Below are 16,423 nucleotides of genomic sequence, written 5' to 3' on the forward strand. Positions count from 1 at the left end.
CCCCCCTAGCCGCGGAACCTGAGTACGGTGGTGAACCCCTCCGCGCCGTCGGCGACGCCGGTGCCGACCAGCGTGGTGGCGGGTTCCTTGCGCCCGAAGCCGGCGGAGTACCAGCCCAGCGGCGGGTCACTCTCGCCGCGATGCGCCCGCCAGCACAGCTGCCCGGGCAGGTCGAGCGCCGCGGAGCGGTCCTCGCCGTCCCGGGTCCAGGTGAGTACTGCCCGGTTCCCCACGAGGTCCGCGGCGATCGCCGGGCCGAGGTGGAACGCCAGGTGCACGGCCCGGCGCGGGCCGCGCACCTCGTCAACCACCCTCAGCTCCTGGCTCGCGGCCGTCAGATCCACCCGGCGGCGGTGCACGGAGCGCTGGTAACCGTCGTGCTCGGCGCACCATCGGGCCGTCCCCCCATCGGAGGCGCCGGATGTGTCCGCGACCAGGACGTTGCTGCGGGCATGCCGGGTCCACAGGAACGGGCCGCCGGAGACGGACTGGTCACCGCCATCCAGTTGCAGGGTGTTGTGGCCGAGGGTCGACCGGAAGTACTGCCGCCACTCGGGCTGCCCGTGGTAGCAGAACGTCCCCGGGTCGGCGAGCACGTCGACCCCGTCGTGCCGGACCTCCACGGACAGCGCGTCCGCGTGAGCATGCGCGGCGATGGACAGGAATCCGTGCGGACCACCGTCGCAGCGGCACCAGATCTCCGCCGGACCACGCAGGATGGTCATGCCCGCGTCGGCGAAATGGGCCGGTCGGCTTGCCGGGCGGGACACGGCCGGTGCGGTGGGCCGGATGAGCGCGGCCAGCAGCGGGGTGCGCACATCGGTGCCGGTCACCGCCGGCCACCAGTCGAGCCGACCGAACACCGCGTCCCCGGTAGCCAGCAGCGAGGCCCAGCGGTCGGTGCCCGCGCCGTCCACGACCAGCCCGTGCCCGTCGTCCGCGTCCCCCTGGCGCGGCGGCCGTAGCCGACTGTCCACGATGGCCGCGAGCGCGTCGGTCATCCGCAGCAGCACCAGCCGGATCGACGCGGGGACCGGCCGGCCTGCGGCATCCGCCTCGGCCACCGCGGCCAGGCCGAGCTCCAGCACCAGTCCGTGATACTCGGTGGCCAGCTCGCGGTTGAGGCCGGAGTGGAAGGTGTTGCTGCGAAGCTGCCGCTCCAGCGACCGCAGCGCGTCGGCCCGCCAGCGCGCCGAGGAGGGGAACCACCCGAACGCGCAGGCTGCGGCGAACTGCCCGGCGGTCTCGGCGATGACGTGGTTGTTCGCCGAGGACCCGCGGCTGGGGAAGGCGGCCAGCCAGCGCTGGTGGTGCCAGATCTGGTTCACCGCCACCGGGTTGTCCTCGAACAGAGCGGGCGCGCCCGGCCAGCCGTCGAGCAGCCGGCGGATCCACACCCAGGACAGCAGCCGGATGCCCAGCTCGATGCCGCTGGTCCAGTGCACCCCGCGCAGCGGCGGGTTGGCCGTCCACCACGACCGCAGGTGCGCGGCCACTCGCTCGGCGTACCGCTCGTCCCCGGCGATCGCGTAGGCGGCGGCGAGCACGGTGAGGTACTGGTGCCGGGACGGCTCCCAGATCTGCTTGATGTCCCCGACCTGCTCCTCGCTGCGGTACGGCACGTCGAAGGCGTAGCCCTCCGGCGCCCGGCGTCCCGTCTTCGGGTCGTACCACCAGTCCGGGTCGGCCAGGTCGTCCCGCTCGACGCCGAAGAACTCGGCGTGCCCGGCCATCAGCCGGTCCGCCTCGGCGACGAGACGCTTCGCCGCGTCGGGTGCCACCGCGTCGACCGCCCCCGCGGGCAGCGACGCGGTGAACCGGGCGCCGGTCACGTCCGGGCAGTCCGGCGGCGCCGACCGCCACCGCCGTCTGCGCACCGTGTCGCCCACCCGGCCGCCGACCTCCCGCGGTCTCATCCGGGAAAGGCGCCGCAGGTACCAGCCTGCGCTCATGGTCATCGAGCGCTCGCCAACGTCACCGGCGCGCCGCCGGCCAGGCCGGTCTGCACGGCGAGGGTGGCCGCTGTGGTGGCGGCCAGCGACTCCAGCGGCACCGGCATCGGCCCGCCGGTCCGCACGGCCTTGATGAACGCGGCCAGTTCGGCGGACTGGCCCTTGTCCCGGGCCTTGGGCAGCCGCGAACTGACCCACCGCTTGCGGCCGTACACCGAGGCACGGACGAAGTCGTCGAGCCGCAGCACCTTGCCGTCCGCGACGAGGTCCAGCGTCTCCTTGGGGAAGCCGGCCGCGCCGGTGGTGACGTAGCTGATGGTGGCGGCGGACCCGTCCGGGTAGCGCAGCACGACCTGCAGGTCCTCGTTGCCGGACGTGGCGACCGCGTACACCGAGACCGGGTCGGCCTCGAGCAGCCAGCTCGCCGTGTCGATGAAGTGTCCGCCCTCGCCGGCGAAGCGCGAGCCCTCGGTGCCCTGTTGGAGGTACCAGCTGCCGTGCTGCAGCCGGCCCGCGTTGACCAGGTAGCGGAGGCTCGCCGGACCGGTCCGGGCGCCGAACCGCTTCCTGGCCTCCTGCAACAGCGGCGCGAACCGGCGGTTGAAGCCGACCTGCAGGCGGTCGTTGCCGGACTCCTCCACCGCCGCGAGCACGCCTGCCAGCTCGTCCTCGGTGAGGGCCAGGGGCTTCTCCACGAACACTGTCTTGCCGGCAAGGAGCGCCCTGCGGGTCAGTTCGGCGTGCGAGCTGTGCCGGGTGACGACGAACACCGCGTCGATGGACTTGTCACCGAGCACGGCGTCGAGGTCGGTGGTCGCCTCGGCGAAGCCGAACTTCCGCTTCGCGTTGGCCGCGGACAGCGCCGTCGTGGTGACGACCGTGGACAACTCGACGCCGTCGCGCTGTGCCAGATGCGGCAGCAGCATCGACGTGGCGTAGTTGCCCGCGCCGACGAACGCCAGCCGCACCGGCACCTTGGCAGACCGGGCCGGGGTGGACGCTCCGCCGCTGCGTCGCGCCGCGGGCACGGCCACCGCCGGGGCCTCCGGTTCCCCCGCGTGTTCGGGGTACCGGAACAGCACAGCGATGGCCTTCAGGCCGCCGTCCTTCAGGCGCTGGTACGTCTCGACGGCGTCATCGAAGTCGGCGATGTGGGAGACCAACGGCTCCACGTCGACGCTGCCGCGGGCGACGAGATTGAGGAAACATGCCAGGTTGCGGCGCTCGGTCCAGCGCACGTAGCCGATCGGGTAGTCCCGCCCCTCGAGCTCGTACTCCGGGTCGTAGCGCCCGGGGCCGTAACTGCGGGAGAACCGGACGTCGAGCTCCTTCTCGTAGTACGCGTTCCACGGCAGGTCCAGACGGCACTTGCCGATGTCGACGACCCGGCCGCGGTCCCGGCAGAGCCGCGCGGCCAGCTCGACGGGCTGGTTGCTGCCGCCGCCGGCGGCCAGGTACACCTGGTCCACGCCATGACCGCCGGTGAGTTCGGCGACGACGGCTTCCACGGCCGCGGACGCGGGATCGCCGCAGGCCGCAGCACCCAGGCGCTCGGCGAGCTCGCAGCGCACCGGGTCGGGGTCGACCCCGACGACGCGGACCCCTGAGGCCGCAAGGAGCTGCACCACCAGCTGCCCGATCAGCCCGAGGCCGATGACCAGCGCCACGTCGCCGAGTTGCGGCTCGCCGCGGCGGACGCCCTGCATCGCGATCGACCCGACGGTGCCGAAGGCCGCGTGCCGCGGCGCGAGGCCGTCCGGCACCCGGGCGTAGAGGTTCTTCGGCACCCAGTTCAGCTCGGCATGCAACGCGTGCTCATTGCCGGCGCAGGCCACGAGGTCGCCGACCGCCACGTCGCTGATCCCGGTGCCGACCTGCTCGACCACCCCGCACAGCGAGTAGCCCAGCGGCGTGTAGGAGTCCAGCTTGCCCATCACCTTGCGGTAAGTGGCGGGCACCCCGTTGGTGGCCACGCTCTGCATGACCTTGGCCATCTGGTCCGGCCGGGAGCGGGCCTTGCCCAGCATCGACATGCCGGCCTCGGACACCTTCATGAGCTCGGTCCCGGTGGAAATCAGCGAGTAGGCGCTGCGGACCAGCACACCGCCCGGCTTGCACCCCGGCACCGGCACGTCGAGCACCGCCAGCTCGCCGCTCTTGTAGTTCTGCACAACCTGTTTCACCCGAGCTCCTCTTGTTTCTATGCCGTCAAGCCGTCTGGCTCTGGCCGGAGCCAGAGGTCGCGCCGCGATACCAGTGCTCCAGGGTCAGCACGTGCCACAGATGCTTGGAGAAGTCCCGCTGCCCGGCGGCGTCCTCGGCGACCATGCGCGCCAGCGCGTCGCGGCGCAGGAACCCGGAATTGACGAGCACGCCGTCGTGTACCACCTCGCGCACCAGCGGTGCCAGATCCCGGCTCATCCAGGCGCGCAGCGGGGCGCTGAACAGGCCCTTGGGCCGGTACACGATCTCCCTGGGCAGGATCGAGGTGGCCGCCTCCTTGAGGACGGCCTTGCCCTGTCGTCCGACGATCTTGCGATCGCCGGGTACGGCGAACGCCGCCTTGACCACCTCGACGTCCACGTACGGCACGCGTACCTCGGTCGACGCGGCCATGCTCGACCGGTCGGTGTACGTGAGGTTCAGGCCCGGCAGGAACATCCGGGCGTCGCCCAGGCACATGCGGTTGACGAAGTCGTCGAGGTCGTTGTCCTGGTAGACGTCCGCGTGCTCGGTCAGCACGTCCTCGACCGTCCCGGCCAGGTCCGGATCGAGAAGGGCGAGCAGCTCGTCCTGGTCGTACATGGTGTAGCTGCGCCGGAACGCAGTCTCCTCCGGCAGATCGGCGAAGGAGAGGAACCGCTTCGCGAAGCGCACCGACCGGTACCCGCGGCGGGACGTGGCGACCGGCAGCCGGTCCACGGCCCTGGACAGGCCGCGACGCAAGGGCCACGGGACGCGCTGATAGCGCAGCGCGAGCAGGTTGGCCAGGTGCTTGCGGTACCCCGCGAACAGCTCGTCGGCGCCCATCCCCGAGAGCATCACCTTGACCCCGGCCTCCCGAGCGGCCGAGCAGATCAGGAAGGTGTTGATCGCGGCGGGATCGCCGATCGGCTCGTCCAGGTGGTACGTCATCTGTGGCAGCAGGTCGAGCACGTTCGGGGCGATCTCGATCTCGTGCAGGTCGACGCCGAACTGCTCGGCCACCTTCCTGGCATAGCGCAGGTCGTCCGGCATCGCCTCGAACTTGGCGTCCTCGGCGCGGAACCCGATCGTGTAGGCGGAGATCTCGGGTCGGTGGCGGGCCGCCAGCGCGGTCAGCCAGCTGGAGTCGAGGCCGCCGGAGAGGAAGGTCGCCACCGGTACGTCGGAGAGCAGGTGCTGCCGAGTTGACTCCTCGACGATGGCGGCGAGGTCCAGCCGCTCGCCGCTCCGGGCCCGCTCCCGGCCCTCGGCGGCGACGTCCTTCAGGTGCCAGTACCGGCCGCGCTCCACCCGGCCGTCGCGCCGGCACCTCAGCCAGCTCCCCGGCGGCAGCTTCTCCGCTTCGCGGTACGCGCACCGTGAGTCCGGCACCCAGTAGTACAGCAGTGAGGCCACCAGCGCCGCGTGGTCCACGTCCAGCGACCTGCCGGTCGCGGCGGCGAGCGCCTTGAGCTCGGAGGCGAACACCAGCCCCTCGCCGCGACGGAGCAGGAACAGCGGCTTGATGCCGAGCTGGTCGCGGGCGAGCACCAGATCACCGGTTCGCTCGTCGAAGATCCCGAACGCGAACATGCCGCGCAGCCGGGGCAGGCAGTCCGTACCCCAGCGCCGCCAGGCCTCGAGGAGCACCTCGGTGTCGGACGTACCGCGGAAGCGCACCCCGGCGGCTGCCAGCTCGGCACGCAGCTCGGGCGCGTTGTACAGCTCGCCGTTGTACGTCAGGGCGAGGCCGTCCGCGACCATCGGCTGGGCGCCGGTCTCGGACAGGTCGATGATGGCCAGTCGGCGGTGCCCGAGGTACACTTCGCCGTCACCGACGGCGTGGCTGTACCGGCCCGCCCCGTCCGGACCGCGGTGGGCGAGGATGTCGGTGAGCCGATCGGTCACTTCCTTCCCGTCCGGCCATCGGTAAGTGCCTGCGATGCCACACATGTGCTAGCGCGCCTCCTGGTCGCTGTCGCGGACTCCTGCGGCCCACATCGGCTGCCGCTCCGTCCGCCGCCGTCGCCCGGTCCCGTTCTGCCGGGCCTGCCACTCACTCCGGGCGCGCAGCGCGGTGTCCAGCCCGTCCCACAGCGTGCCGTCGGTCCGGTCCCGCGGATCGGGGTCGATCAGCACCACACCGATCACCACAATGCGCTGGTCAGCGAGTTGCCGTGCCACGGTGTGCAGCCATGCGGCGCTGCCGTGCCCGGCACGCACGACGAGCACGGTCTGAGTGCCGAGGTACTGGAGGTCGGTCCACGCCGTGCCGGGCGCCACCGAGCCGACGCCGACCCGGCGTTCCTGATGCGGCACGGATGCGGCACGTTCGCCGCTGACCACGGTCGGGTCTCCCGGCTTCAGGCGGCGCTTGGCGAGCTGTGGGCCGGGCAGACCATCGATGATGACCACTGGCCCATCCGCCGCCAGTGTCCTGGCGAGGTCCAGCGCGATCACGCTCGTGCTGCGCGCACAGCCCAGTTCCAGCAGCGACACCGGTTCCGCGGAGCCGCGTACGGTGCGGGCCAGTGACGCGGTGAGCCGTTCGCGTGCCGCCCGGATCCGTCGGCGCTGCCACAGCCTGCCCGACCGGAGGGGCAGCTCCGTGATGACCGAGGCGCCCAGGTTCACCGCGATCTCCCTGCGCAGCACGGGGCGGTCCGCCACCACCGTGCCGACCGCGGCCACCGCGAGCCCGAGGACGAGCCCGAGGACGAGGCCGACCGCGGCGTTGGTGGCAGCGGCCCTGGGCAGGAAGTGCCGCACCGCGCGCGGGGCGTCCACGATCTGTGTGCCGGCGATGAGCTGGGGCGTGCCGATGCGTGCCTCCGCGGCGCGCTGACCGAAATCGGTGATCCGCGAAGTGAGTTCGGCCCGGCGGGCGAAGAGCGACTCCAGGTCGGACGACGCCGTCGGCCCACTCTCCGGCGATCCGTTTCCGATGGCCTTGTTGACCTTGGCGAGATCGTCCCGCATTCGGTCACGCTGGTCGAGCAGGGCCTTGGACTCGGCGTCCGCGGCCGCCCGGATCCGCTTCACATGGTCCGCGACGAACGCATCGGCCAGCGCCTTGGCGCGGGTCACCGCTTCCGCGTCGCTGTCACCTGTCACAGTGATCTGCAGCAGGTTGTTGGTCAAGCCGATGGCCCCGTAGTCCTGCATGAAGTCCTCTGGTTTTTCCGCGGAGTCGAGGGACTTCAGGGCCTTGTCGGCGATCCGCGTGGTTTCCAGCAGCGCGACGTCGGTGCGGATCAGCGTTCCGGGGTCGTTCGGCTGGTCCTCCTGATGCGCGACCAGCACCTTGGTCACCGCGGTCGGCGGCGATGGCAGCAGGACCGCCACCGCGGCGCCGACGAGCAGTCCCAGCAGCGCCATGGAGCACCAGAGGCGGCGCCGCCTCCGCACCGCCACCACCAGCGCCTGCAGGTCCAGCAGCGGAGCGGCGGCAGACGACTGCGAAGATTCACTCGTCGTCACCTTGAACCTCCCGTTGCGTCGCCGCCAACCGCGAGCGCCGGCACGGCGGCATCCCATGAATGGCCGGCGGACCGCGTCGAACTGACCCGGACCGTGCCGGCGAGGACGATGCCGACGATCTCGTGCTCGGCGTCCGCACACGCCTCGGCGATGCCGGCGAGCTCCCCTGTGGTCCAGCTGCCCGCGCTGAGCACGATCAGGACGCCGGACTCGTTGTCGCGGTCCGGGACCATCGGCTGGGACACCGAAACCCCGACCACCCGCAGCATGGGGTATCCCCTGCTCGAAGAGCCTGGGGAAGGGTCGCTCTCGGCCTCGGCGACGAGCTGCCCGGCGGCCCGGCGGGCGATCTCGTCGCCGTCCGGGACGACAACCAGCAGCCGCCGGGGGGCCGGCAGCTGGTCCCGGAGGCGGGCGCACACCCGCCGGTAGCGGATCTGCCTGCTGGCCTCGTCGCCGGACGTCTGCGGGGTCGGTAGGTCCCACCGGATGTCGACGCCCAGCAGCCGGCGGATCCGGGCCCGCGGGCCACGGTCTTCCGGTCGGTGCGCGGGCCGTTCACCGGGTACGTCGACGGTACCCAGCAGCGCCGAGCCCAGCGCCGCGGCGATCTCCGGTTGGGTGCGCAGTCGGCGACTCATCCGTGCGGCGGTGAGATGGCCGATGACCGCGAGCAGGAAGAACAGCAGTGCCCCGGCGACGATGAGCTGAATCCTCGTCGGCGGTGCCTCGCCAGCCGGCCGGGCCGCCGGTCCCATGACGACCATGTTGCCCTTGGTGGCGGTGGAGTCGGCCTGGTCCAGCTTGCCGATGGCCTCCTGGAGCGTGGTGCGCAACTTCTCGAGCTCGGTGCGGCTCTGCACGCTCTCCACGGTCTGCCCCGGATCGGCCGCATCCGCCAGCTCGGTGATGCGTAGGTTGGTCTCCGCCACCTGCTTCCGCAGCGCCTCGGTCCCCAACGCCGCGTCGGAGTTGGTGCTGCCGCCTGCGATCCGCGCGGCGTAGCTGACGAACTGCTGGGCCATCCGGTCGGAGAGCTGCTGCGCGCGCTTGGGGGTGTCGGCCGTGCCCGAGATCTTGATGATGTTCCCGTCAGCGGCCTTGGCGCTCACTCGGTCCCGCAGGTCGGCGCCGCTGACGCCCTGCCAGCCGAGCGTGGCGGCCGCGCGGTCGGCCACCGACGAACTGGTCGCGATGTCCTCCTGGGTCAGCAGCTCGCGCTCTTCCCACTGCCCAGGCAAAAGTACCGATGCCGACGCCGTGTATCGCGGCGGAAACAGCAGCACCGAGGCACCGTAGCCGACGAGCGCGCCCACCACGGTGAGGACGGCGAGAAGCCGCCGGCGCCGGCGGAGGATCCGCCCGATAGTGACCAGGCGGATCGTGTCATCGTTCAACGCCGCGTCCTCCTCCCTGTTCGGACCGTCTTGCCCGCCGACACCGGGGCGTGGTCACGGCAGGCAGCGGCGTAGGCGGCGAGCAGCGACGCTTGCGAGTTCCGCCAGGAGAGCGACCCGCTGATCCGCTCCTGGCCGATCTTGCCCATCAGGGCCCGCTTCTCCGGATCGTCCATCAGCAGCGCGGTGAGCCCGGCGAACGCGGCCTCGTCGTCGGCGGGCGCGTAGACGGCGGCGTCACCGGCCGAGACTCGCGCCTCCCGGAGGTCGAACGAGACGATCGGCCGGCCCATCGCCATGTACTCCAGGACCTTGTTCATGGTCGACACGTCGTTGAGCGGATTGTGCGGGTCGGGGGAGAGACACACGTCCGCAGTGGACAGGTAGCGCACCAGATCGGCATCCGGAATGCGCCCGGTGAACTGCACCTGCTCCGAGAGCCCGAGCCGCCGGGACAGCTCCACCATCGCGTCGAAGGTGTCGCCGGCGCCGACGAACACCGCATGCCAGTCGGTCCGCCCGAGCTCGTCGCGCAGCTTCGCGAGGGCCCGCAAGGCATAGTCGACGCCGTCCTGCGGGCCCATGACGCCGAGGTAACACAGCAGATGAGGCTTGCCGCGCTTCAGCTCCGGCTCGGGCGGTACCGGTTGGAACCGGTCGATATCGGGCGCGCTGCGCACCACGAAAACGTCCTCCGGCCGCCGACCGCCACGGCGCACCGCGACGTCCCGGTAGCTCTCGTTCGTGGCGAGCACGACGTTCGCGGCCCGGTAGGTCAGCCGTTCCAGCGCGCGCACGGCGCGGTAGAGCAGATCCTCGCCGCGGCCGAACCGGGAGAGGTACAGCTCGGGTACCAGGTCGTGCTGGTCGAAGACGAACCGTGCGCCGCGCCGCTTCAGCCACAGTGCCGGCAAGAACAGCAGATCGGGCGGGTTGCAGGCGTGGACCACGTCGACCGGGCCGACCTTCCGGGCCAGCCGGACCGTATGCCACAACGCCGATCCGTACTCCCGCAGGTAGCCGGCCGGCCCTCCGGTGGCCGCGCGCAACGGGTAGCGGTGGATCCGCACCCCGTCGATCTCCGCCTCCGGCTCCGTGTCCCGCTTACTCCCCTGGGGACAAATGACGTGCACCTTCCAGCCCGCGTCGCGCAGTGTCGTGCACTCCTGCCACACCCGCCGGTCGAACGGCACCGACAGGTTCTCCACCAGGATCAGCGCGCGCCGGTCCGCCCGGTCGCCGCTGGTCGTGTTACCAAGCAAGGCCCATGTACCCCGGTTCGGCCCGGCGCGTCTCGGCGTCGGGAAGGTGGATGAGGTCGACAATCGCCGGGCCGTCGGCGCCATGGGGCAGCGCCGACAGCACGGCCGGATCCCTGGTCCCGACGAGGCACACCTCGGCGTGCTCAAGCACCTCGTCGACGGAATCCGCGAGCAGCTGCGCGAGGTGCGGCAGCCGGGTCTCGATGTACTCGCGGTTCGCGCCGAGCAGCCGGGACAGGCTCACGTTGGCGTCGTAGATCCGCAGGTCGTACCCCTTGCCGATGAGCCGCTCCGCCAGCTCGACGAGCGGGCTCTCACGGAGGTCGTCAGTGCCGGGCTTGAAGGACAACCCGAACAGGCCCGCCCGGCGCTTGCCGGTGCGCTCGACCAGCTCCACCGCGCGCTGCAGATGCACGGAGTTGGAGGTCAGCACGTGGGAGAGGATGGGCACCGAGACGTCGGCCCGCTGCGCCGCGTGGACCAGGCTGCGGAGGTCCTTGGGCAGGCAGGAGCCACCGAAGGCGAAGCCGGGCCGTAGGTAGGCGGGGCTGATGTTCAGCTTGCGGTCGGCCAGGAACACGTCCATCACCTGGTGCGAGTCCACCCCGAGCGCCTGGCACACCGCGCCCAGCTCGTTCGCGAAGCCGATCTTGAGGCCGTGGAACGCGTTGTCCGCGTATTTGATCGCCTCAGCCGTCGGGACCGGTACTCGGAACACCTCGCCGGGCAGGCCGTCGTACAGCGCCAACACCGCATCGCCGCTTGCCGGGTCGAGCTCGCCGATGACGGTCTTGGGCGGGTCGAAGAAGTCCCGCACGCTCGTGCCCTCGCGCAGGAACTCCGGGTTGACCGCGACCCCGATGTCCACCCCGGCCGTGCCGCCGACGTACTTCTCCAGGATCGGTACCAGCAGGTTCAGGCAGGTGCCCGGGAGCATGGTGCTGCGGAACACGACGGTGTGCCACCCACCCCGCTCGGCCAGCGCGGCGCCGATCTGCTCGGTGACCCGCTCCAAGTACGTGGTGCACAGGCTCCCGTTGGACTCCGACGGCGTGCCCACGCAGACCAGCGACACCCCGCTGCCCATGATCGCCTCGCGGACGTCGCCGGTAGCGCGCAACGCTCCGGTCCGCACGACCTCGGCGATGAGCTCGCCGATCCGCTCCTCGACCACCGGGGCCTTGCCGTCGTTGACCAGGTCGACCTTCACCTGGTTCACGTCCACCCCGATGACCTCGTGACCCATGCTGGCCAGGCACGCGGCCGACACGCAGCCCACGTAGCCGAGCCCGAAAACGCTGACTCTCATGACCCGTTCCTCTCTCCAGACAGGCCCTCCCGGCCTGCGGTCCGGGCGTCGGCCGGACGGCGACCCCAGCGCATCAGTAGGCCCCCTGCCCGTAGAGCACCGCACGCAGCGTCTTCCACAAGATCACTGTGTCCAGGGCGAGCGACCAGTCCTCCACGTACCGCAGATCCAGCCGGACCGCCTCCTCCCACGCCAGGTCGCTGCGTCCGCTGATCTGCCACAGGCCGGTGAGTCCGGGCTTGACCAGCAGCCGCCGCCGGATGTCCGGGCCGTACGCAGCGAACTCCCCCGGCAACGGAGGCCGCGGACCGACGAGCGACATCGATCCGGTGAGCACGTTGAACAGCTGCGGGAGCTCGTCCATCGAGTACCGGCGCAGCACTGCTCCCACCCGGGTCACCCGCGGATCCCGGCGGAGCTTGAACAGCAGGCCGGCGCCCTCGTTGCGGTCGGCCAGCTCGGCACGTGCCCCGTCAGCCCCGGCGACCATGGTGCGGAACTTGAGAATGGTGAACTCGCGGCCGTCCTTGCCGACCCTGCGCTGGCGGTAGAACACACCACCCCGACTGCCCACCAGCACGAGCAGCCCGACGAACACCATCAGCGGCGCGAAGAGGATCAGCAGGATCGCCGCGCCCATCCGGTCGACGACCCCTTTGACCGCCCGGCGGCCCCCGGTGAAGGTCGGCATGCTGACCCGCAGCAGCGGGATCCCGAGCACCGCGTCGATGCGCAGCCGCGGACCGGCCACCTCCATCAGCACGGGGGCCACGACCATCTCGGCGTCGCTGCCTTCGAGGTTCCAAGCCAGCCGCTGCAGCCGGTCCGGTGACCAGTGCGGGTCCGGTGTGACCGCGACGACATGGTAGCCGTCGCGGTGGACGTGGCCCGCGACATCCGCCAGTCGGCCGACGACCGGCACTCCGTCCAGTTGGTCACCGTCGAGCCCGAGACCGTCCGTCGTGCACACCGCATCCACCCGCCAGCCGAGGTGCGGGAACTTGCGGGTTCGGGTGACCAGGTCGCTGACGGTGGCCAGGCTCCCGGCAGCGAGCACCGGTCGCAGGCACCGTCCTTCCTTCCGCTGTTTGTGCAGCCAGAGGCGCAGCAGATACCGCTCCGTCATGGTGATGAGCGCGATCGCGGGGATCGCGACGAAGATCCAGAGCTTGATGTTGCGCGAGGCGAGGGCGATCCCGCCGAGCGCCAGTACGACGGTCGCCGCGAACAGTGAGCGTCCGAGCCGGCGGAATTCCTCGGCGCCCTGGCCGAGTACGGCCGGAGCCCACGACCGGCTCACCGCAAGCGCCCCCAGCACCAGCAGCTCGGTGCCGAATGCGAGAATTCCCCACTTCTCATGCCAGTTGGCCGCGTCCCGGGCCCCGAAGAAGTTGCCGATGGCCGCCACCACGAAGGCGGTGGCCACGGTATCGCTGGTGATCACGGCACGGCAGTACCGCTGCTCCCATTCGATCGCGGGCTGGCTGATCGCGCCGTTCGCCAGACGCTCGCGCGCCGACGAAAGCGGGCTGACTAGTCCCCCTTGCCACACAGAACCCCCCAGGTCCCCAGTGGCTCGACGCGTTCGCCCAACACTGTTCCTCCTCCCGGGAGGCCCACGCCCCCGCACTGTTCCTCCCCTCGGGAGGCCCACGCCGGCCGCATGACATCCCGGCTAGGCCCGGACCGTGCGGCCCGAGCGTTGATCGGTCCCGGCGTGACGCCGAGAGCGCACACTTTGGCCCAATCACCCGATTTGCGGCAGACGTCAATATGCGTGTTACGAAATGCAGACATTTCTGTCACACACGCATGCACTTGGCACGCATTCAACTACCCGGGCGCCCGTCAATCACTGACTGCTGGCGCCACGTCAACCCGCGCGCGCCACGGCTCACCCCTGCGAGAAAGGCGCGGATTTCTGTAACAGCCGTCGCTCGCCCGGCCTCGAACGGGCTTTCTGCTACCCGGAGAAAGGAGAAAGAGGGTTCTACCTCCCCGCCGGCGGCCGCCGATCATTGCACGGCAGGCGCGGCGATGGTTCAGCGGGAGCGGAAGTTATAAATCGAGGTTCAGATCATCATGGCCTACCGCCCCACCACCCGTACCGAGTGCCTGTCGCCGGGACGCGGTGGGTGATCGAGGAAGCCTTCCAGGCGGCGAAGAACGAGTGCGGCCTGGACCAGTACGAGGTCCGCCGCTATCCGGGCTGGTACCGGCACATCACCCTGGCCATGCTCGCCCATGCCTACCTCGCCGCCATGGCCGCCGCGGTGACGCAAAGGGGGGCAGCAGAAACGGTTCCGGCGCCCTGGTCCCGCTCACCGTGGCAGAAATCCGGCGGGCTCCTGGCAGTTGGCCGCGCCGCGCTGACGCACCGTCGGCGTATAGACCACGCACTGCACTGGTCTCAATGGCGACGCCGCCACCAAGCAGTGGCCCGCCGCTGCCACTACCACCGGCGCACGCAAGGTCACGAACTCGCCCAACCTGACGGAACGTCAGCCAAGTACGCTCAGATACATGCTCCTGACCAGCAGGAATAGCGAACTGCGACTGGAGCACCAGGGGCGTGTTGGCGCAGATGTGGCAATGGCCCGGCAGCTCGGCTGCCGGGCCACGGCGGTGTGCCGTGCGATGCGGTGCCGGGCCTCAGCCCGCGACGGTATCCGTGTCGGGCCGGAGCCGCACCTGCAGGGTGCGCACGCCATTGCCGACGAAGCTGGCGTGGCGGGGCAGCTCCGTGTCGGGGACGGTCACCTCGAGTTCCGGGAAGCGGCGGAACAGCTGTTCCAGCGCGATCGTCGCCTCCATCCGGGCGAGCGGCGCTCCCAGGCAGTAGTGCGGCCCGTGCCCGAGGGAGAGGTGACGCGCCGCCGACGTCCTGGCCGGCCGAGTGACGTCGAAGCGGTCGGCGTCCGGGCCGTGCGCCGCGGTATCGCGTCCGGCGGCCGAGTATCCGGCGAGTACGGGGGCACCCTTCGGGATGACGGTCCCGTCGAGGGTCAGGTCACGGGTCGGGTAGCGGAACGGGAAGTAGCTGACCGGGCTGTCCCAGCGCAGTGTCTCCTCCACCACGTCCGGCCACCCCGCCCGGCCCGAGGTGACCAGGCCGAGCTGGTCCCGGTGGGTGCACAGGGCGCGCACAGCGTTGGCGATCAGGTTCAGCGTGGTCTCGTGACCGGCGATGATCATCAGCACCAGGGTGCCGATGAGTTCCTGCTGGCTGAGCCGGTCACCGCCCTCGTCGCGGGCCGAGATCAGCGCGCTGATCAGGTCGTCGCCCGGCTGCTCGGCCCGGGCGGCTGCAACGGTGCTCAGCAGTTCCACCAGCTCCCGGTTGGCGGCCATGGCCACCGCGGGTCCGATGTCGGTGGAGACGATCTGGTTCGAGAGATGGTGGAGTCGGTCCTGGTGCCGCTCGTCCACCCCGAGGAGCTCGCAGATGACCCCCAGTGGCAACGGCAGCGCGAACCCCGCGCGCAGGTCCACCGTCCCGTCCCCCTCGGCGGCCATGGCATCGACACGGTCGAGCAGTTCGGCGGTGAGGACTTCGATGCGCGGCCGGAGCTGCTCCACCCGCCGTGTGGTGAACGCCTTGCTGACCAGCGAGCGCAGCCGCCGGTGGTCCTCGTCGTCGGCGGTGGTCATGCCCTGCACAGTGGCGAAGGTCCGCAGTGGCCAGCCGTCGGGGATCAGTCCTTCGGCCAGCGCGGCGAAGTGGGCTGCGCCCTTGGCGACATCGGGGTGGGCGAGGAACTCCTTGAGCGCGTCGTGCCCGAGCACCGCCATCCCCGGCACCTCCCCGGGGAGCACGACGGACGCCACGGCGCCCCGGGCGAGCAGCCGCGCGTTGTCCGCGTGCGGGCACCCTCCGGCCGGGTCCATGCGGTGCGCGGCGGCCTGCTCATTTATCGGCGGGGTGTTCAACGGGCCTCTCCTGTAAGGTCTTCGGCTCCTGACCGGCGGCGGCCGGGGCAGGGTGCAGATCCTACGGCGGACGCGACGGATACGAAGTGCGATAGCACGGTGGGGTGGTAGCAGGTCAGCGGCGCCACGCGGCGATGGCCGGGTTCCTGCGGAGGTGTTGCGCCGGCGGGCAGAATGGGGCTGATGGGCGCGCTCTCATGCTCGCCGAGGCGGCGGCATGCCCGTGGCACGGAGACCGCGGTGCGGCCGGAGCGCCGTTCGGCCGGACCGCCCGGGGCGCCCGTGCGCAAGCCCGCGTACGCCTCCACGCCGTCACGATCTCACTCGAACGGTCCAACGTCGGGCTGTGCCCCGCCACCGGCATCGCACGCTGCCGACCCGGATGCGAGGGGCCATCGTTCCGGGCCGGGAAGTTGCATCGCCCATCCGGGTGAGGCGCGATGGAAGCCGGACGTGCCTTCCCTGGTGGAGCTGCCCACAGGACACGCGCGCGGGCGAGGAGGAACCGGTCATGGGAGCCGCTGACGGTTTCACGGATGCCAAGGAGCTCGACGGCCTGACAGTGTACGACCCCAGGGGCGAGAAGGTCGGCACCGTGGGGCGGGTGTATCTCGACGACGCGACCGGCAGACCGGACTGGATCACGGTGAAGACCGGCCTGTTCGGTATGAAGGAGAATTTCGTGCCCCTGGACGGCGCTCGCCGGGTGGGCTCCGATCTGCACATTCCCCATCCGAAGGACCGCGTGAAAGGTGCCCCGAGAGTGGACGCGGATGCCCATCTCTCCGTCTCCGAGGAGGAGGAGCTCTACCGTCACTACGGCCTCACCAGGTGAGTCCGTCCGGTCCTGGCGACCGGGCAGGCGCGGCTCCGGGGAGCGGACAGGCCAGGGGCCCGCACCGTGCCGGG

Annotated in this window: 9 protein-coding genes and 2 pseudogenes; 2 read left to right on the forward strand and 9 right to left on the reverse strand. The window is 71.0% G+C overall.

The features are described 5' to 3' along the window. Positions 1–5: 5 nt before the first annotated feature. The 8 genes from AB0N06_RS26940 to AB0N06_RS26975 form a co-directional block, all read right to left on the reverse strand. On the reverse strand, positions 6–1,958 hold the full coding sequence (locus tag AB0N06_RS26940) for an alginate lyase family protein (protein ID WP_366137249.1): 1,953 nt from the start codon (positions 1,956–1,958) through the stop codon (positions 6–8). After that, positions 1,955–4,135 carry a bi-domain-containing oxidoreductase gene (locus AB0N06_RS26945; RefSeq protein ID WP_366137250.1) on the reverse strand — a complete coding sequence of 727 codons (2,181 nt, stop codon included), beginning with the start codon at positions 4,133–4,135 and terminating at the stop codon, positions 1,955–1,957. The genes AB0N06_RS26940 and AB0N06_RS26945 overlap by 4 nt, the downstream gene beginning before the upstream one ends. A 25-nt stretch (positions 4,136–4,160) precedes the next feature. Next, on the reverse strand, positions 4,161–6,089 hold the full coding sequence (gene asnB, locus AB0N06_RS26950) for an asparagine synthase (glutamine-hydrolyzing) (RefSeq protein WP_366137252.1): 1,929 nt from the start codon (positions 6,087–6,089) through the stop codon (positions 4,161–4,163). A 3-nt stretch (positions 6,090–6,092) separates the two neighbouring features. Continuing rightward, positions 6,093–7,616, reverse strand: coding sequence for a Wzz/FepE/Etk N-terminal domain-containing protein (locus AB0N06_RS26955; RefSeq protein WP_366137253.1), 1,524 nt, complete (start codon positions 7,614–7,616; stop codon positions 6,093–6,095). Then, a complete protein-coding gene (locus AB0N06_RS26960; protein WP_366137254.1) occupies positions 7,613–9,013 on the reverse strand; it encodes a Wzz/FepE/Etk N-terminal domain-containing protein in 1,401 nt (466 codons plus the stop codon). The genes AB0N06_RS26955 and AB0N06_RS26960 overlap by 4 nt, the downstream gene beginning before the upstream one ends. Next, positions 9,010–10,275 (reverse strand): glycosyltransferase family 4 protein, encoded by a 1,266-nt coding sequence (locus AB0N06_RS26965; protein ID WP_366137255.1) that lies wholly within the window; start codon positions 10,273–10,275, stop codon positions 9,010–9,012. The genes AB0N06_RS26960 and AB0N06_RS26965 overlap by 4 nt, the downstream gene beginning before the upstream one ends. Further along, a complete protein-coding gene (locus AB0N06_RS26970) occupies positions 10,265–11,584 on the reverse strand; it encodes a nucleotide sugar dehydrogenase (RefSeq protein ID WP_366137256.1) in 1,320 nt (439 codons plus the stop codon). Before AB0N06_RS26970 ends, AB0N06_RS26965 begins: the two co-directional genes overlap by 11 nt. Positions 11,585–11,657: 73 nt before the next feature. Further along, the gene (locus AB0N06_RS26975) at positions 11,658–13,136 is read right to left on the reverse strand and encodes a sugar transferase (protein ID WP_366137257.1); all 1,479 of its coding nucleotides are present in this window, start codon (positions 13,134–13,136) and stop codon (positions 11,658–11,660) included. Between the two features lie 565 nt (positions 13,137–13,701). Between AB0N06_RS26975 and AB0N06_RS26980 the strand changes: the two are divergent. Next, a pseudogene (locus tag AB0N06_RS26980) lies at positions 13,702–14,130 on the forward strand (hypothetical protein); the annotation flags it as partial. Between the two features lie 106 nt (positions 14,131–14,236). On the opposite strand, the gene AB0N06_RS26985 reads toward AB0N06_RS26980, so the two are convergent. Continuing rightward, the gene (locus AB0N06_RS26985; protein ID WP_366137269.1) at positions 14,237–15,472 is read right to left on the reverse strand and encodes a cytochrome P450; all 1,236 of its coding nucleotides are present in this window, start codon (positions 15,470–15,472) and stop codon (positions 14,237–14,239) included. Positions 15,473–16,025: 553 nt separating this feature from the next. Here AB0N06_RS26985 and AB0N06_RS26990 point away from each other — a divergent pair. Beyond that, positions 16,026–16,346 (forward strand): annotated as a pseudogene (locus tag AB0N06_RS26990) (PRC-barrel domain-containing protein); the annotation flags it as partial. Between the last annotated feature and the right edge of the window lie 77 nt (positions 16,347–16,423).

It is taken from the genome of Streptomyces sp. NPDC051020 (genome assembly GCF_040683105.1).
In the GTDB taxonomy this organism is placed as follows: domain Bacteria; phylum Actinomycetota; class Actinomycetes; order Streptomycetales; family Streptomycetaceae; genus Streptomyces.